Origin of the sequence: Pseudonocardia xinjiangensis (genome assembly GCF_050948425.1) — a bacterium.
Taxonomy (GTDB): Bacteria; Actinomycetota; Actinomycetes; order Mycobacteriales; family Pseudonocardiaceae; genus Pseudonocardia; species Pseudonocardia xinjiangensis.
On record NZ_CP192009.1, the window covers coordinates 7,287,372 to 7,303,731 of the forward strand.

General features: G+C 73.0%; 15 protein-coding genes. 5 read left to right on the top strand and 10 right to left on the bottom strand.

The genetic code is table 11. The annotated features are described in order from the left end of the window. Positions 1-1,518: a GMC family oxidoreductase gene (locus ACQPZA_RS34415; protein ID WP_433276411.1), complete on the bottom strand. Its 1,518-nt coding sequence runs from the start codon at positions 1,516-1,518 to the stop codon at positions 1-3. Positions 1,519-1,615: 97 nt separating this feature from the next. After that, positions 1,616-2,284, bottom strand: coding sequence for a helix-turn-helix domain-containing protein (locus tag ACQPZA_RS34420; RefSeq protein WP_433276413.1), 669 nt, complete (start codon positions 2,282-2,284; stop codon positions 1,616-1,618). Positions 2,285-2,522: 238 nt separating this feature from the next. Here ACQPZA_RS34420 and ACQPZA_RS34425 point away from each other — a divergent pair, with 238 nt between their 5' ends. Further along, entirely contained in the window at positions 2,523-3,842 is a 1,320-nt protein-coding gene (locus tag ACQPZA_RS34425) for a DUF4232 domain-containing protein (protein WP_433276415.1), read from the top strand. A gap of 10 nt (positions 3,843-3,852) precedes the next feature. Here ACQPZA_RS34425 and ACQPZA_RS34430 read toward each other — a convergent pair whose 3' ends face one another. Both ACQPZA_RS34430 and ACQPZA_RS34435 read right to left on the bottom strand, forming a co-directional pair. Further along, positions 3,853-5,019, bottom strand: coding sequence for a DUF418 domain-containing protein (locus tag ACQPZA_RS34430; protein WP_433276417.1), 1,167 nt, complete (start codon positions 5,017-5,019; stop codon positions 3,853-3,855). Then, positions 5,006-5,605, bottom strand: coding sequence for a hypothetical protein (locus ACQPZA_RS34435; RefSeq protein WP_433276419.1), 600 nt, complete (start codon positions 5,603-5,605; stop codon positions 5,006-5,008). The genes ACQPZA_RS34430 and ACQPZA_RS34435 overlap by 14 nt, the downstream gene beginning before the upstream one ends. 121 nt (positions 5,606-5,726) lie before the next feature. Between ACQPZA_RS34435 and ACQPZA_RS34440 the strand changes: the two genes are divergently transcribed. The 3 genes from ACQPZA_RS34440 to ACQPZA_RS34450 all read left to right on the top strand — a co-directional run bounded on the left by ACQPZA_RS34440 (position 5,727) and on the right by ACQPZA_RS34450 (position 8,145). Continuing rightward, positions 5,727-6,926 (top strand): sensor histidine kinase, encoded by a 1,200-nt coding sequence (locus tag ACQPZA_RS34440; RefSeq protein WP_433276421.1) that lies wholly within the window; start codon positions 5,727-5,729, stop codon positions 6,924-6,926. Further along, on the top strand, positions 6,923-7,582 hold the full coding sequence (locus ACQPZA_RS34445; protein ID WP_433276423.1) for a response regulator transcription factor: 660 nt from the start codon (positions 6,923-6,925) through the stop codon (positions 7,580-7,582). Before ACQPZA_RS34440 ends, ACQPZA_RS34445 begins: the two co-directional genes overlap by 4 nt. Positions 7,583-7,722: 140 nt before the next feature. Next, complete coding sequence (locus ACQPZA_RS34450; RefSeq protein WP_433276425.1) at positions 7,723-8,145, top strand: GMC family oxidoreductase N-terminal domain-containing protein; 423 nt, start codon at positions 7,723-7,725, stop codon at positions 8,143-8,145. 10 nt (positions 8,146-8,155) lie between these two features. Here ACQPZA_RS34450 and ACQPZA_RS34455 read toward each other — a convergent pair whose 3' ends face one another. The 6 genes from ACQPZA_RS34455 to thiD all read right to left on the bottom strand — a co-directional run bounded on the left by ACQPZA_RS34455 (position 8,156) and on the right by thiD (position 15,717). Continuing rightward, complete coding sequence (locus tag ACQPZA_RS34455) at positions 8,156-9,241, bottom strand: protein kinase domain-containing protein (protein ID WP_433276427.1); 1,086 nt, start codon at positions 9,239-9,241, stop codon at positions 8,156-8,158. Between the two features lie 63 nt (positions 9,242-9,304). Then, the gene (locus tag ACQPZA_RS34460) at positions 9,305-10,117 is read right to left on the bottom strand and encodes an FAD binding domain-containing protein (RefSeq protein ID WP_169395453.1); all 813 of its coding nucleotides are present in this window, start codon (positions 10,115-10,117) and stop codon (positions 9,305-9,307) included. Beyond that, on the bottom strand, positions 10,114-10,686 hold the full coding sequence (locus ACQPZA_RS34465; protein ID WP_312859049.1) for a (2Fe-2S)-binding protein: 573 nt from the start codon (positions 10,684-10,686) through the stop codon (positions 10,114-10,116). Before ACQPZA_RS34465 ends, ACQPZA_RS34460 begins: the two co-directional genes overlap by 4 nt. A gap of 8 nt (positions 10,687-10,694) precedes the next feature. Continuing rightward, positions 10,695-12,989, bottom strand: coding sequence for a xanthine dehydrogenase family protein molybdopterin-binding subunit (locus ACQPZA_RS34470; protein WP_433276429.1), 2,295 nt, complete (start codon positions 12,987-12,989; stop codon positions 10,695-10,697). A 78-nt stretch (positions 12,990-13,067) separates the two neighbouring features. After that, positions 13,068-14,720, bottom strand: a complete 1,653-nt coding sequence (thiC, locus tag ACQPZA_RS34475; protein WP_169395451.1) for a phosphomethylpyrimidine synthase ThiC — start codon at positions 14,718-14,720, stop codon at positions 13,068-13,070. A gap of 139 nt (positions 14,721-14,859) precedes the next feature. After that, a complete protein-coding gene (thiD, locus tag ACQPZA_RS34480) occupies positions 14,860-15,717 on the bottom strand; it encodes a bifunctional hydroxymethylpyrimidine kinase/phosphomethylpyrimidine kinase (RefSeq protein ID WP_169395450.1) in 858 nt (285 codons plus the stop codon). Between the two features lie 172 nt (positions 15,718-15,889). Here thiD and ACQPZA_RS34485 point away from each other — a divergent pair, with 172 nt between their 5' ends. Continuing rightward, on the top strand, positions 15,890-16,330 hold the full coding sequence (locus ACQPZA_RS34485) for a nitroreductase family deazaflavin-dependent oxidoreductase (RefSeq protein WP_433276432.1): 441 nt from the start codon (positions 15,890-15,892) through the stop codon (positions 16,328-16,330). The last annotated feature ends 30 nt before the right edge of the window (positions 16,331-16,360 follow it).

Here is a 16,360-nt window from a genome sequence, read left to right on the forward strand (position 1 = left end):
TCACCCGGTGAGCAGGACGGCGGCGCGCTCGGCGATGGCGTAGACGGTGGCGTTGGTGTTGGCGGAGACGATCGAGGGCATCACGGAGGCATCGGCCACGCGGAGCCCGTCGATCCCGTGCACCCTCAGGTCGCTGTCCACGACCGCCGCGTCGTCGGAGCCGATCCGGCAGGTGCCCACCCCGTGGAAGTACGGCAGCAGGCTCCTCCGCACGTAGTCCTGCACCCGGTCGGCGCCGAACACGTCGAGGCCGGGCAGCGCCTCGGCGTCACGCCAGGGGTCCAGCGCAGGCGCGTCGCCGATCTCCCGCGCCATCCGCAGCCCGAGGGCCATCAGCTGCAGGTCCCGCTCGTCGGTGAGGTAGGCGGGGTCGAGCAGGGGCGCCGCGGCCGGGTCGGCCGTGGCCAGCCGCACCGTTCCGCGGCTGCGCGGGTTCATCAGCGAGACCGCGATCGTGTAGCCCTCCTGGGGACCCGGGAGCGTCATGACGTCGTAGTAGGGCATGGCGACGAACAGGATCTGCAGGTCAGGGCCGTCGGTGTCGGGACCGCTGCGCACGAGACCGATCGCCTCGCCGTGGTTGTTCGCACTGGCGGCCATCGGCTGCCTCGAGGTGTAGACGACGGTCGTCATGGGGTGGTCGTGCATGTTCGCGCCGACACCGGGGAGGTCGAGTGTCACGTCGACACCGACCTCGCGCAGGTGCGCCTGGGGACCGATGCCGGACAGCAGGAGCAGCTGCGCCGACCCGACGACACCCGCGGTCAGCACCACCTCCCTCGTGCACGCCGCCGTGACCACCTCGGTGCCCACGCGGTACTCCACGCCGGTGCAGCGGCCGCCCTCGACGAGGACCCGGTGGACCGGCGCATCGGTCACCACGTCGAGGTTGGGTCGCCGCAGCGCCGGCCGGAGGTAGGCGTCCGCGGCGCTCTGCCTCTCCCCGTCGACGATGTTGAGGTCGGGCAGACCGAACCCCTCCTCCCGGCCGCCGCTGATGTCGGTGGCCACCGGATGACCCGCCTCGGCCGCCGCGTCCAGCAGCGCCCGCACCGCCGGGTTCGGCTCCGCCGGCCGGACGGTCAGCGGACCGCCGACGCCGCGCAGGGCCGGGTCGCGACCCTCGACGTTCTCGGTGCGCCGGAAGTACGGCAGCAGGTCGGCGAACCCCCACCCCTTCGCTCCCGCCTCGGACCACGCGTCGTAGCTGGAGTAATGCCCGCGGGTGAAGACCATGCCGTTCAGTGCGGACGAGCCGCCGAGTCCGCGCCCCCGCGGCCAGGGCATCGGTGACCCGGTGGCAGCCAACTCGACGGTGCTCGTGCACCAGTCCATCGACGAGCCCAGGAGCGTGGGCCACGCCGGCGGTACCGCCGAGGCCTCCAACGGCTGCCCGGCCCCGGCCTCCAGCAGGAGGACGCGAACGTTCTCGTCCTCGGAGAGGCGGGTGGCCAGCACACAGCCGGCACTACCTCCACCGACGACGATGAAATCGTGAACAGATGCCGGGAAAGCCATTCCCCACGCCCTTCGGATGAGCCGAAACTACTCCCGGCCCCAGCGTGCACATCTTTTCCCCGGCGCTCCTGCGCTGTGCCGCCCAGCGGCACAGCGATCACCAGCCGCCGTCCCGCCCGACATTGTCGACGTCGATGCCGATGCTCTCGCTCATGCGATGCAGCGCTTTCACGAACTGCTCGACGCCCCGGCCACGGGGCAGCGTGAGGGTGAGAGCACCGACCTCACCGGTGGCGAGCGGGAACAGATCCGCGATGCATTCGTACCCGGGCCCGACCGAGCCACGTTCGATCGCCGGGCCGCCGGCCGCCATGGCGAGCGCCGCGGCCGAGGCCGGGTGCGCGGCCATGCTCATCTGCTGCTCCGGAGAGATCCGCGGATCGATCAGTGCGCCGCTGACCTGGTCCAAGGTCACCGGACCCGCGGCGTCGCCCACGGAGAGGAAAGTGGAGGCACCGGTGGCCAGCGCAATCCTGCGCAGGCGTGGCCTGGTGACATATCTCAATCCGGACACCGATCGCGAATCCACCCCGACCTGTCTCATCGTGAGGCCGATGGTCCAGGCCCGTCCCACGCGTTCGACGGCGCCTTCGGCGGCCATCTGCACCAGCAGCCGTTGAACGGTCGACTTGGGTAGCCCGACGCGTCGCGACAAAGTGCTGACGCCCAACGGCGCAGTCTCTTCCCGCAACTCACGCAAAACCGCGAATACCCCGCGGACCACACTGCGGCCAGCGCTGTCGTCCGCCGCCGACTCCCTCGTCACCCCACAAACATACCGAGGCAGGCAGGTTGCCCAATCGCCGATCATCGGCTGTGCCACTTACCGAATTGTTACGCGTCACCAGTGGGTGGAAATGCCGGGAGAACGACCATCGGCGACATTCCGCAGCGGCTCGGCACCCGGCTGGTGGGCACGGTGCGGACCCGGCCCTCGGCACCGCACTAGAGTCCGGGCCCGGCGGACGGCCCCCGCTCCGCGTGACACGAGGGAGCGCCGTTCCGTGTGGCCCGCTGACGGCGTCCCGCCTGCCCGACCACCCTGGACGGGCCGGGTGGTGACCGCGGCGGGTGTGCTCGTGATGGTCGCCGCCGTCGCGGTGGCCCAGCGGTACACGCTCTTCTGGTTCGACCCCGACGAGGGATGTGCGCTCCACGGTCGATGTGCCACCCCGGAATCGGCGAACATGCTGCGTGCCATGTGGTGGGTGGCGGGCGCCGGGTTCCTGCTGGTGCTCGCCGGCCGCACCTTGACGTGGCGTCAGCTCCCGCGGGGCCCACGCTCCGCCGCCGGGTTCCCGCTGCCCCCGTGGGGCCAGGCCGGAGCCGCGGCGCTGGTCGGGCTGGTGTTCTGTCTGGTGGCCGGACCTCCCCTCCTGGCAACCGCCTTCGGCTCCGAGCAGGCCATCCCGACCGCCCTCTGCATCTTCTGGCTCCTCCAGGCGCGCCTGGTGACCGAGGTCGACCGCGCGACCGGGCCCCCACGCCGCCCGGCGCGCGTCGAGTGGCTGATCGGGCTGGTCGGCAGCGCCGTGGCCCTCGCCGTGACGGTGGGGGTGGGGCTGTGGCTGATCGACGGCGGCCCTGATGCGGTCGGGCCGCTCCTGATCGCCGACGCCGGAACGCTCGCCGCCGCCGTCCTCCTGGACCGCGTCCTGCCCGCACGAGGCGAGCAGTCGACCGGGACAGGGCCGGTGCGGAACGTCGCCGGGGCCGTCATCGCTGTCCTCGGCGTCGCGGCCCTCGTCGCACCGGCAGTGCCGTGGCCGGACTCCGCCGAGGAACCCGGCACTGCCGGGCCGCCTCCGGCTGCCGTGCTCCCGACGCTCCCTCCCGAGCCGGCGCGACGCACCACGGCGCCCGCCCCGCCGCCTGCTCCGGTCGATGCGGCAACCCCGTGCCTGCCCGGCGACCTCACGTGGAGCGTCGCCGGCTGGGACGCCACCATGGGCTCCCGGGCCGTCACCGTGGTGGCCACCCAGCACGGCCCCCACCCCTGCTACCTCGACGGGTTCGCCGGCGTCACGCTGGCGCAGGGCGGCCTGCCGCTGCGCCTCGACATCGTCCCGGGATCGATGAGCGGATCCGGTAAGGCACCGACCGCCCAGCGGGTCGGCGTCGCCCCCGGCGGCACGGCGTCCTTCACCCTGTTCTGGAAGGGGTACGGCGCCGCGGCGGACCACGACACCCCGCAGACCATGAGCGTCACGCTGCCGGGAACCGCGGCCCCCGGCGACGTCCCGCTCGGGGAGGGCCCCGCCCCGTTCGACGTCGTCGACGGGGCGACGATGCAGGTGAGCGGGTGGAAGCCGGGCAGCCCGTGACAGATCTCCGTCATTCCCTTCCGGACTGGACCGGCACCCGGCCGATGCCCTGCACGCGGTGCGCGAGCAGTTCCAACGGCCCGCGGTCGAAGCGCCGCAGCCACAGCGACGCGGCCACCATCAGTACCGCGCAGACCCCGGCCCAGAGCCCGACCACCCACCACGGCCGCGCATCGGCCAGGCTGACGGCCAGGCCGAGCCCCCAGCCGTAGCAGAGCACGCTGCCCAGCACGTTCTGCAGCACGTAGGAGGACAGGGCCGTCCGGCCGACCGCGGCGAGGCCTCGACGCAGCGGGCCGGGCGCTTCCCGCGACCGCAGCACGATGCTCGTCACCAGGCCGAGCAGGCCGAGCGCGACGAGCGGCGGCAGCAGGTAACGGTCGACCAGGAACCAGTCCTCCCCGCCGAACGTCGTGAGCGCGTTGAGCGGGAGAGCCACCCCGAAGCCCCAGACCATCAGCCTGCGCCGGATCCGCGCACCGGGCGGTGAGCCGGCGAACGCACCCGACCGCAGCAGCCGCGCGCCGACCAGGAACAACACGGTGGCCGACGGGACGATCAGCAGGATCTCGATGCGGAACAGGGGGAGGTACTGCAGGCGGTCGGCGACCTGGGCGGTCCAGCTCGCGGTGGCCGCGAGATCCGCCACCGGCGGTGTGGCCGGTGCGTCGTCGGGCAGGGCGAGCAGCAGCGCGGTCAGCCCGAGCAGCACGACCACGTAGATGCCGCCGACCGCCACCGTCCACGCCAGCACGGCATGGTCGCTGCGCCCCACCAGGTAGGCCACCAGCAGCGCGGCGACCGCGTATCCCATGAGCACGTCGAACTCGAAGACGAGCACGTAGTGCAGCACGCCCTCCACGAACAGGACCAGCGCCCGCACCGGGTACCGGCCCGGCCACCGCGCGCCCCGGCGCAGCGCGGCCCGGTACTGCAGCTCGATCCCGACGCCGAACAGCAGCGTCAGCAGCGCGAGGAACTTGCCGTTGGACAGCAGCCGCAGCCCGGCCTCCACCGGGTCGTTCGCCAGCAGCCCTCCCGACAGCCACACCGAGGCACCCCCCGGGACGGCGAACAGCCACGCGTTGGACGCGAAGGTGCCGAGGATCGCGACGCCCCGCAGGACGTCGAGCGACGCGATCCGGCCGGTGGCCGGCGTCTGCTCAGCCACGGACATCGGTGGTCTCCGGTGCGCGGGGCGGGGAGAGCGTGGTCCACAGCGGCCAGCCGACGAACCAGATCAGCACGACGGGCACGAGCCGGGCTCCCCAGCTCCACATCGGGTCGGCGGACCAGTCGGACGGCGCGGGCACACCGGTGCCGGCGACGGTCGCCGTCAGCAGCATCACGGCGAGCGCGATCCCCCACGCCAGCACGATCTTGCCCCACTCCCGCCACTCGTACGCCACCTTGGCGGCGCCGTAGCGGGGTGGTCGCGGCGGTGGCGGCCCTCCGGCGAAGCGGTGCGCGAACCGCGCGTCCGCCCAGCGGATCAGCGAGTGCCCGAACGCGACCGTGCCACCGAGATAGACCGCGGCCAGCCCGTGCGTGGCGTCCGGCGGCGAGCCCCCGGCCACGTCGACGAGTGCCGCCGACACCAGCACCACGTCGAGGACGGGCACGAGCAGCAGCAGGACGGTGCTCAGCCGGCGGGCTCGCAGCAGGTAGCGCGCGGCGAGGCCGGCGGCGAGCAGCACCCAGAAGCCCACCTCGCTGGCGCCGATGAGCAGCACCAGCGGGTTCTCGGACAGGAAATCCCCCATACCGGGAGACTCTGGCCGCCGGGCGCGCCCCGGTCGTCGGTCGTGGGACCGATCTCCGCCGCCCCGGACGTACCTCCTTCGACCGACGCGCCGCACCGGGCGGCCGTGCTGGGATGGGCGCGTGCGGCTGTCGGGACGGGAGCGGGGCGAGGACGCGTTCCAGGCCATCGGCTACTTCGCGGTCGGCGCGCTCCTGCTGCTGGTCCTGCCCGAGGTCACGGTGTCAGCGCGCCCCGGCGCGGGAGAACCGCCGCTCTGGACCGGGCTGGTCGTGATCGCCGTGGCGTGCCTCGGCGAGACGCAACGGCGGGGACGGCCCGTGCTCGGCCTGGCCGTGGCCTGGGCCGCGGTGCTCGGGGGGATGCTGGCCACCGGGAGCAGCCCGCTGGGAGCGGTCCTGGTCTTCGGCGACATGCTCTACTGCGCCATCCTGTTCACCTCGCGGCGTGCGAGCCGGGCGGTGGCGGCCACCGCCGCGCTGGTCGCGGGCGGTCTCGGGCTGGCCAGCCTCGTCTCCGACGGCGGCCGGGCTGCCCTGCTCACCGTGCTCAACCTCGGTCTGCTGCTCGCGATACCCGTGCTGTGGGCCCAGGAGGTCCGACGGCATCGCGAGGCCGCCGACTCCGAGCGCGAGCGCACCGAGCAGACCCGCCGGATGGCCGAGCTGGACCGGGTCGCGGCGATCACGGCGGAGCGCACCCGGATGGCCCGCGACCTGCACGACGTGATCGCGGGCCAGCTGTCGGCCATCGCGATCCAGTCCGAGGCCGCGCTCACCCTGCCCGACGCCGACCCCGCCACCCTGCGCCGGGTACTGGCGGCGGTGCGCCGCGACAGCGTGGCGTCGCTCGCGGAGATGCGCACCATGATCGGCCTGCTACGGGCCGACGACTCGGCCGACGCGGAGCCGCGCACCTCCCCGGCCGGGCTCGGCCGCCTCGACGACCTGCTCGCCGCCGGGCGGTCCAACGGGCTGCGGATCGACGTGGACGACCGCCGCTGCGGGCCCGGTCCGGTCGCGGCCGCCGTGGATCTCGCCGCCTACCGGATCGTGCAGGAGTCGTTGACGAACGCGGCCAAGCACGCCCCCGGCTGCGCGGTGCGTCTGACGCTGCAGCACCGGGACGGTGAGCTGGTGATCGAGGTGGACAACGACCTCGTTCCGGACGCCCCGGCGGCCCCGGGCACCGGTACCGGACTGGTGGGGCTCGCCGAGCGGGCGGGTGCGGTGGGCGGCACGGTCGAGGCGGGCCGGCGGGGGCGGATCTGGAGTGTCCGCGCCGCGCTGCCCGTGCCCGTGCCGGACGGGGTGTCGCGATGACGGTTCGCGTGGTGGTGGCCGACGACCAGGCGGCGATCCGCACCGGCCTGACGATGATCCTCGACTCCGCGCCGGACATCACGGTGGTCGGCGAGGCGGCCGACGGGCTCGCGGCCGTCGCGCTGGCGCGGGAGACCGCCCCGGACGTCGTGCTGATGGACATCCGGATGCCCGGCATCGACGGGATCGAGGCCACCCGCAGGCTCGTGGGGGATCCCGGCACGCGGGACCGGGTGTGCGAGGTGCTCGTGCTCACGACCTTCGACCTCGACGACTACGTCGACTCCGCCCTCGCCGCCGGGGCGGCCGGGTTCCTGCTCAAGTCCGTCGACGCCCCGTCGCTGCTCGCGGCCGTGCGGGCGGTGGCCCGTGGTGACGGGGTGCTCGCCCCGGAGATCACCCGCCGGGTGATCTCCCGCCTCGCCCCACCGGCCCGCCGTCCGCAGCCGCCGGCGGGTCTCGCCGACCTGACGCCCCGGGAGACCGACGTGCTCACCTGCCTGGGGCGTGGCCTGTCCAACGCCGAGATCGCCGCGGAGCTGGTGATCACGGAGGCGACCACGAAGACGCACGTGTCCCGGGTGCTCACGAAACTCGGGCTGCGGTCCCGGGTGCAGGCGGCCATCGCCGCGCAGGACGCCGGCCTCGTCGGCTGACGGTCGGCGGCTCCGGCCCCCCATGCACGGCGAGCTGTGACGTCCGACGTCGGCCTGTCCTCCGGCCGGGTGCGCGGAGCTAGCGTCGGACCCGTTGCCGCGCTCGGCGCGTACGAGGCGGCGGTGCGGGGGGGTTCGGCATGGAGACCGACGACCACGGCGTGGTCGGTGGTGGGAGCGCGCCGTGCGTGCTGGCGGCGCGTCTCTCCGAGAACCCCGGCACGCGGGTACTGCTCCTGGAGGCGGGGCCTGCGACCGGGCCGCCCGCCATGAGCGTCCCGGCCCGCTGGCAGGAACTGCTCGGCAGCACGGTCGACTGGGCCTACGAGACGGTGCCGCAACGTGGCACGAACGGCACGGTCCACGCGTGGCCCCGAGGGCGGGTCCTCGGTGGCTCCGCAGCGATCAACGGCATGGCCTTTCCCCGCGGCGACCGCTCCGTGTTCGACGGGTTGCTGGTCGCGCAGGCCTCCGTCATACCGTCGGTGCCCTCGATGAACCCCAACGCCACAGTGCTCGCCATCGCCGAGCGCGGCGCCGACCTGATCATCGACGCGCACTGACGCTGCCGCACTACTCGTTCAGCAGACCGGCGGACACGGTGCCGTGCGACGCCCCCGGGATCCCGGGCACCACGGCGCCCTGATCGACGTCCGGCACGGAGACGGGAGCGGGTGGGTCCGACGGCGAGGCCCCGGCGAGTACCGCGACGACCCCGGTGAGCAGCATGAGCGTGAGCCGGGACGCCGCAGGCCTGCGCTGCCCACGACAGGGCAGCCGGTGCCGCCCGTGCCGCAACCCGGCAGGCGCCCGCCGCGTCCGGCGAGCCGGATCCGCGGCGAGGACGGCGGCGACCTGGGCGGCGGTGGGCCGTTGCCGAGGGTCGCTCCTCGTCATCGCGTCGAGGAGCTCGCCGAGGCCACCGGGCAGTCCGCGCGGCACCGCGGGACAGCGGTGCAGCCGCGCGGTCGCCGACTCCACCGCGAGCCCGGGATACTCGCGGCGGCCGGTGAGGGCCTCCAGCAGCACGAGCCCCAGCGCGTAGACGTCGACCGGGGGTCCGACCGCCTCCCCGCGCACCTGCTCGGGAGCGAGGTAGGCGGCCGTGCCGACGACGCACCCGGTCGCGGTGGCCGCGGTCCCGTCGAGCGCGCGGGCGATGCCGAAGTCGGCGAGCCGCGGGCGGACGCCGTCGAGCAGCACGTTCGCGGGTTTCACGTCCCGGTGCACGATCCCACCGCTGTGCACGTGGGCGAGCGCCTCGGCCAGCTGCCTGCCGAGCGTCCGCACCGCTCCGGGCGCGAGCGGGCCCGCGCTGATCCGCTGGGCCAGCGTCGGACCTTCGACGAGGTCGGTGACCACGAACGGCCTGCCGTCCTCGGTGCCCCCGTCGTGCAGCCCGACCAGGCCGGGGTGGTCGAGCCGCGCGAGCACCGTCATCTCCCGGCGCTGCTGGCGCAGGTCGTGCGGCGACGACCCGGAGTGGAACCGCTTGACCGCCACCTCGTCGCCGCTGCGCAGGTCACGAGCCCGGTGGACGACCGCGGACGACCCGGTGCCGAGCACCCGGCCGAGCGCGTACCGACCGGCGATGAGCCGGCGCCCGTCCCGGGGCTCAGCAGCGCGATCCCTGGACGGCATGGACTCGTCGAGGGCCATGCCGTCCTCGTTCCCCCATTGCGCCGCATCCATGCGCAAATGGCGGAATCATCCCCAGGAGTGTCAGCCGGCGGCGGTGGTGAGGGCGCGGCGGGTGAGGAGCCGGGCGAGGTGCCGCCGGTACTCCGCCGTGGCCGACACGTCGGTCTGCGGGTCCGTGCCCTGGTCAGCCAGCGCCGCAGCCTCGTCGATCGACGCCCCGTCGGCCAGCGCGGCCTCCGTGGCCGACGCCCGCAACGGGCTCGCTCCCATGTTGACCAGGCCCACGCGGCCGTCGACGACCGCGACCCCGACGATCGCCCAGTCGTTGGCCCGACGGGTGAACTTCTCGTACGCCCACCCGGCCGAACCCGTGCGCGGCACCCGGATCTCGACGATCAGCTCGTCGGGCTCCTTCACCGAGGAGAACATCCCGGTGTAGAAGCCGGTGGCGGGGACCTGACGCTCCCCGCGCGGGCTGCGCAGCACGATGGTGGCGTCGAGCGCGAGGACAGCGGCCGGGAGGTCGGACGCCGGGTCGGCGTGCGCCAGGGACCCGCCGATGGTTCCGCGGTGACGCACCTGCGGGTCACCGACGGTGCGGGCCACCGCGGCGAGCAGTGGCACGTCGGATCCGAGCACGTCGGAGGCCTCCAGGTCGCGGTGCCGGGTGCCGGCGCCGATCGCGACCTCGTCGCCCTGGACCCGGATGTAGCGCAGCTCCGGCAGCCGCCCGATGTCGATGACCACCTCGGGCGCACCGAGCCGGAGCTTCATCACCGGCAGCAGCGAGTGGCCACCCGCGAGGATCGTGGCGTCCTCCCCGTGCTCCGCGAGCAGCGCCAGCGCACCGTCGACGGAGTCCGGACGCGCGTAGGAGAAAGCGACGGGGATCATGCACCACTCCCGGTGGAGAAGCCCGGCGCGGACTCGACGCCGCCGGCCGGTGACTGGTCGGCGTCCGCGTCGACGGAGGTGGTCTGCACGGCGTCGGGGTTCTGGCCGCTGGCGGAGAGCACCGCGCGCACGATGTTGTGGTAGCCCGTGCACCGGCAGAGGTTGCCCTCGAGACCCTCGCGCACCTCGCGCTCGGTGGGGGTGGGGTTCTCCTCCAGCAGGCTCACCGCGGCCATCACCATGCCGGGCGTGCAGAACCCGCACTGCAGGCCGTGCTCGGCGCGGAACGCCGCCGCCATCGGGTGCAGCTCGGTGGAGTTCGGGGAGAGCCCCTCCATCGTGGTGACCGACTGCCCGTCGGCCTGCACCGCGAGCACGGTGCACGACTTCACCGACTCGCCGTCCACGAGCACCGTGCAGGCGCCGCAGGAGGTGGTGTCGCAGCCGACGTTCGTGGCCTTGAGCCCGAGCACGTCCCGCAGGTAGTGCACGAGCAGCAGGCGCGGCTCGACGTCGGCGGTGGTCTCCTCGCCGTTGACGGTGATCCCGACCTTGACGGATGTGTTCACTGAGATCGTCACTGCTGCGCTCCCTCGGAGCTGTCGCTGCCGGCTCCGCTTTCGCCGCGGGCGGCGTTGATGGCCTCCCACACCCGCAGCGGGCTGGTGGGCATGTCGATGTGGCGGACGCCGAGGTAGGACACGGCGTCGATCACCGCGCTCTGCACCGCGGGCGTGGCACCGATGGTGCCCGCCTCGCCGATGCCCTTGGCGCCGAGCGGGTTGAGGTTGGTGGGTGTGGCCATGTCCAGCAGCGTGAAGCTGGGCAGCTCGGCCGCCGACGGGAACGCGTAGTCGGCGAAGGTGGCCGTGAGCGGGTTGCCCTCGGAGTCGTAGACGACCTCCTCGAGCAGCGCCTGGGAGATGCCCTGGGCGATACCGCCGTGACGCTGACCCTCGGCGAGCAGCGGGTTCACGATCGGCCCGGCGTCGTCGAGCGTGACGATCCGGTCGACCACGGCCTTGCCCGACTCGATGTCGACCTCCACGACCGCGACGTGCGCGCCGAACGGGAACGTCGGGGCGCCGCTGTCGAACACGGTGTCGACCTTCAGCTGCTCCTTCTCCGCGAGCTCGGCGAGCGTGACGCTCGTGTCCGTGCCCTTGACCGTGACCGCGCCCTCGGCGACCTCCAGGTCGTCGACGCTCGCCTCCAGGACGTCAGCCGCGCGCCGCTTCGCCAGCTCGACGAGCTCGCCCGCCGCCTGGTGGACGGCCACACCGCCGGTCTGCAGGCTGCGCGAGCCCATGGTGCCGGAGCCCCGCGGGATGAGGTCGGTGTCGCCGTGCTTCACCGTGATCTTCTCGATGGGGATGCCCAGGTGCTCGCTGGCGAGCATCGACCACGCCGTGGCGTGACCCTGGCCGTGTGGTGAGGTGCCGGTCAGCACCGTGACCGTGCCGTCGGGGTGCACCTCGACCGAGGCGTCCTCGCTGAACGCGCCGCCGCCGGTGATCTCGACGTAGGCCGAGACGCCGATCCCGAGCTGGACGACGTCGCCACGCTCGCGGCGGGCGGCCTGCTCAGCCCGCAGCTCGGCGTAGCCCGCGCCCTCCAGCACCCGGTCGATGGCCTTCGCGTACTCGCCGCTGTCGTAGACGGCGCCGCCCTTGGTCTCGAACGGGAACGCGTCCGGCGGCACGACGTTGCGCTTGCGGACCTCGGCCGGGTCCTTGCCGATCTCGGCGGCGAACAGGTCCATGGCCCGCTCGATCGCCGCGGTGGCCTCCGGACGCCCGGCGCCGCGGTAGGCGCCCGTCGACGTCGTGGTGGTGACCACGGTGCGCGCCCGCGACTCGACCTTGGGGATGTCGTAGACACCAGGGGCCATCTGCCGGGTGAAGAACGGCAGGAACACGCCGAGACGCGGGTAGGCACCGGCGTCGGCCAGGATGTCGAGGCGGTAGGCGAGCACGTCGCCGTCGCGGTTGCCGCCGATCGTGATGGTCTGCAGCTGCGCCCGGCCCTGCAGCATCCCGGTGAGGTTCTCCGAACGGGTCTCCGCCCAGCGCACCGGGCGGCCGGCGGCCTTGGCGAGCCACACCACCAGCGCGAACTCGGGGTCGGCCCCGATCTTCGCACCGAAACCGCCGCCCACGTCGGGCGCGATCAGGTGGATCAGCGCGGCGTCGATGCCCAGCCACCCGGCGATCTCGTCCCGGGCGGACTGCGGGTTCTGGGTGGACGCCCAGAGGGTGACGCGCCCGTCGTCGCCCCAGACGGCGGCGGCGGCGCGCGTCTCCAGCGGAGAGGCGGCGAGGCGCTGGTTGACGATGTCCCGCGTGACGACGACGTCGCAGTCGTCGAAGAGGTGCTCGTCGAACTCCTTGTCGTGCCCGAAGCCGCCGGCGAGGTTGGTGCCGACCTCCTCGAACAGCAACACCTCGTCCGCGAGCGCGGCCCTGGGGTCGACCACCGCAGGCAGCGGGTCGTAGTCGACCTCGACCAGGTCGGCGGCGTCCTGGCCCTGGTAGACCTGCTCGGTCAGTACGGCGGCCACCGGCTCGCCGACGAAGCGCACCTTGTCGGTGGCCAGCCAGGGTCGGACCATGCCGGGGTTGGCGCCCGCGAACAACAGCGCCGGCGCCAGGTCGACGTCGGCCCCGGTGAACACCGCGACGACGCCGGGCGCCTCGCGGGCGGCCTCGACGTCGACGGCGGTGATCCGCGCGTGCGCAAGCGGGGACCGTACGAGCGTGAGGTGCAGGGCACCGTTCAGCCGCTCGTCGGTCAGGTCATCGGTGTAGGTGGCGCCCCGGGAGAGGAACACCGGATCCTCTGTACGGACGACGCGCGTGCCCATGATGCTCATCGCCGTCGAGCCTAGTCCGGAGCTGCTCTGATCGCGTGGCGCAGCGCGTCACACGATCTCCCGGGACGCCACCGGGGCTCACCCGTTCACGATGGGCAACTGGACCCGGCCGCCACTGCTGGTGAACTCCTCGGCCTTCTCCGACATACCGGCCTCGATCGCCTCCACGCTCGTCAGCCCGTGCGCCTCCGCGTACTCGCGGACGTCCTGCGTGATGCGCATCGAGCAGAACTTCGGCCCGCACATCGAGCAGAAGTGCGCGGTCTTGGCCGGCTCGGCCGGCAGCGTCTCGTCGTGGAAGGACAGCGCCGTGTCCGGATCGAGCGAGAGGTGGAACTGGTCGAGCCAGCGGAACTCGAACCGGGCGGCGGACAGCGCGTCGTCGCGGGCCTGGGCCCTGGGGTGCTCCTTCGCGAGGTCGGCGGCATGCGCGGCGATCTTGTAGGTGATCACGCCGGTCTTGACGTCGTCCCGGTCCGGCAGGCCGAGGTGCTCCTTCGGCGTGACGTAGCAGAGCATCGCGGTGCCGCGGGCCGCGATCGTGGCGGCGCCGATCGCGCTGGTGATGTGGTCGTAGCCGGGCGCGATGTCGGTGGCGAGCGGGCCGAGGGTGTAGAACGGCGCCTCGCCGCACCACTCCTCCTCCAGCCGCACGTTCTCCGCGATCTTGTGCAGCGGGACGTGGCCGGGCCCCTCGATCATCACCTGCACGTCCCGGGCCCTGGCGATGGCCGTGAGCTCTCCGAGGGTCCGCAGCTCGGCGAGCTGCGCCTCGTCGTTGGCGTCGGCGATCGAGCCGGGCCGCAGCCCGTCGCCGAGGGAGAACGTGACGTCGTAGGCGCGGAGGATCTCGCAGAGCTCCTCGAACCTCGTGTAGAGGAACGACTCGCGGTGGTGCGCGAGGCACCAGGCCGCCATGATCGACCCGCCACGCGACACGATGCCCGTGACGCGCTTCGCGGTGAGCGGCACGTAGCGCAGCAGCACGCCGGCGTGCACCGTCATGTAGTCGACGCCCTGCTCGCACTGCTCGATCACGGTGTCGCGGTAGACCTCCCACGACAGCTTCGCCGGGTCGCCGTCCACCTTCTCCAGCGCCTGGTAGATCGGCACCGTGCCGATCGGGACGGGGGAGTTCCGCAGGATCCACTCGCGCGTCTCGTGGATGTTCCTGCCGGTCGACAGGTCCATGACGGTGTCGGCGCCCCAGCGGGTGGCCCACACCATTTTCTCCACCTCCTCCTCGATCGAGGAGGTCACCGCCGAGTTGCCGAGGTTGGCGTTGATCTTCACCAGGAACGACTTGCCGATGATCATCGGCTCGGCCTCGGGGTGGCACCGGTTCGCCGGGATCACGGCCCGGCCGCGGGCGACCTCGGACCGCACCAGCTCCGCGTCCACCCCCTCCCGGATCGCGATGAACCGCATCTCCGGGGTGACCACCCCGGCCCGGGCCCAGGCCAGCTGCGTGGCGGCGCCGTCCACCGGCTCCCGGGCGGCGATCCACGGGGCACGCAGTGCCGGCAGGCCGGCGCGGACGTCGATCGTGGCGTCGGCGTCCGTGTACGGCCCTGATGTGTCGTAGACGTCGTGGTGTTCGCCGGTGCTGAGCTCCACCCGGCGGACCGGGACCCGCAGGTCGTCCGGGCCGTCCAGATACACCTTGTGCGAGCCCCTGATGGGACCGGTGGTGACCTCGGGGCGGACCGAACGGTCCTCGAGTGCCGTCATGGCATCGTCCTTCCTACGCCGGCATTACCCGGACAGGTTCTGCGGTCGGCGGCGATGGTCAGCCGCCCTCTCAGCCCGTTCGATCACGAGCTCCCGCGTGTCATCTGGAGTTGTGCTCACCGGTCGAGCGACCGGGAGATCAGGGGGTGGGCTCCTCCCACCAGTGGCGCACCGCCCACAGTGGCGACACCGGCCCGTGGCCGGCACCGAGTGGGTAGGAGTGCCGGACGGCCTCCACGACGTAGCGCTTGCCGAACGCGACCGCCTCCGGCACGGCCAGGCCCCGGGCGAGCCCGGACGCGATGGCCGCGCCCATGCTGTCGCCGCCACCGTGGGTGTTGCCGGTGTCGAAGCGGGGCCCGGGCAGCTCGGTGAAGGTGTGGCCGTCGTAGAGGAGGTCGACGCACCTGTCGACGTCCTCCTCCAGGTGGCCGCCCTTCACCAGCACGTACTGCGGCCCGAGCCCGTGCAGCACCTTCGCTGCGTCGTACTGGGCGCTGCGGTCGTGGACGTCGATCCCGACCAGTAACCGCACCTCGTCGAGGTTCGGGGTGATGACGGTGGCGCGCGGGAACAGCAGCGTGCGGTAGGCGTCCAGCGCCTCGTCGGCCAGCAGCGGGTCACCGTGCATCGACGCCGCGACCGGGTCGATCACGAACGGGATGGGGCCGGTGCCGCCGATCCCCACCCGGTCGCAGGCCGCCACGATGGCCTCGATGATCGGGCGGCTCGCGAGCATGCCGGTCTTCGCCGCGTCCAGCCCGATGTCGCCGGCCACGGTCTCGATCTGGGCGGCCACCGTCTCCGGCGGGATCGGGTGCACGCCCGTGACGCCCACGGAGTTCTGCACGGTGACCGCGGTGACCGCGATGCATCCGTGTACCCCGCAGCCGGTGAACGCGCGCAGGTCGGCGGCGACTCCGGCGCCCCCACCCGAGTCCGTGCCCGCGATCGTGAGCACCCGCGGCGGTGTGACGCCCACCGTCGGCTCTCCCATGTTGCCTCCCTACGCCGGCATTACCCGGACAGGTTCCTGCGGTCGGCGGCGCCCAGCCGCCCTCTCAGCCCGCTGCTGCGAGCTCCCGTGGTACCCCGACCGTAACCTGGGCGACGCCCGGTGCGCCAGAGATCACGGAATGTTCAAGGTCGCCCCCGGGTTGCCCACAGATATGCCATTGACAGGTGAGTACGAGATCAGCCCCGTCGGCTGGGTCCGCGACCAGACCGAGAAGATCTTCGAGACCGGCACCACGGAGAGCGTCGACATCAAGGGCCGCAAGGTGATCCTGCTGACCACCCGCGGCGCGAAGTCCGGGAAGCTGCGCAAGGTGCCGCTCATGCGCGTCGAGCACGACGGCCGGTACGCGATCGTCGCCTCGCTCGGCGGCGCCCCGAAGAACCCGGTCTGGTACTACAACGTGAAGGCCGACCCGCACGTCGAACTGCAGGACGGCACCGTCTCCAAGGACTACGTCGCCCGCGAGATCACCGGCGACGAGAAGGCCACCTGGTGGGAGCGGGCCGTCGAGGCGTACCCCGACTACGCCGACTACCAGAAGAAGACCGACCGCCAGATCCCCGTCTTCCTGCTGGAGCCGGCCGAGGCCTGAGCCTCCGGTGCGACCGCGGCACCGGCCGCC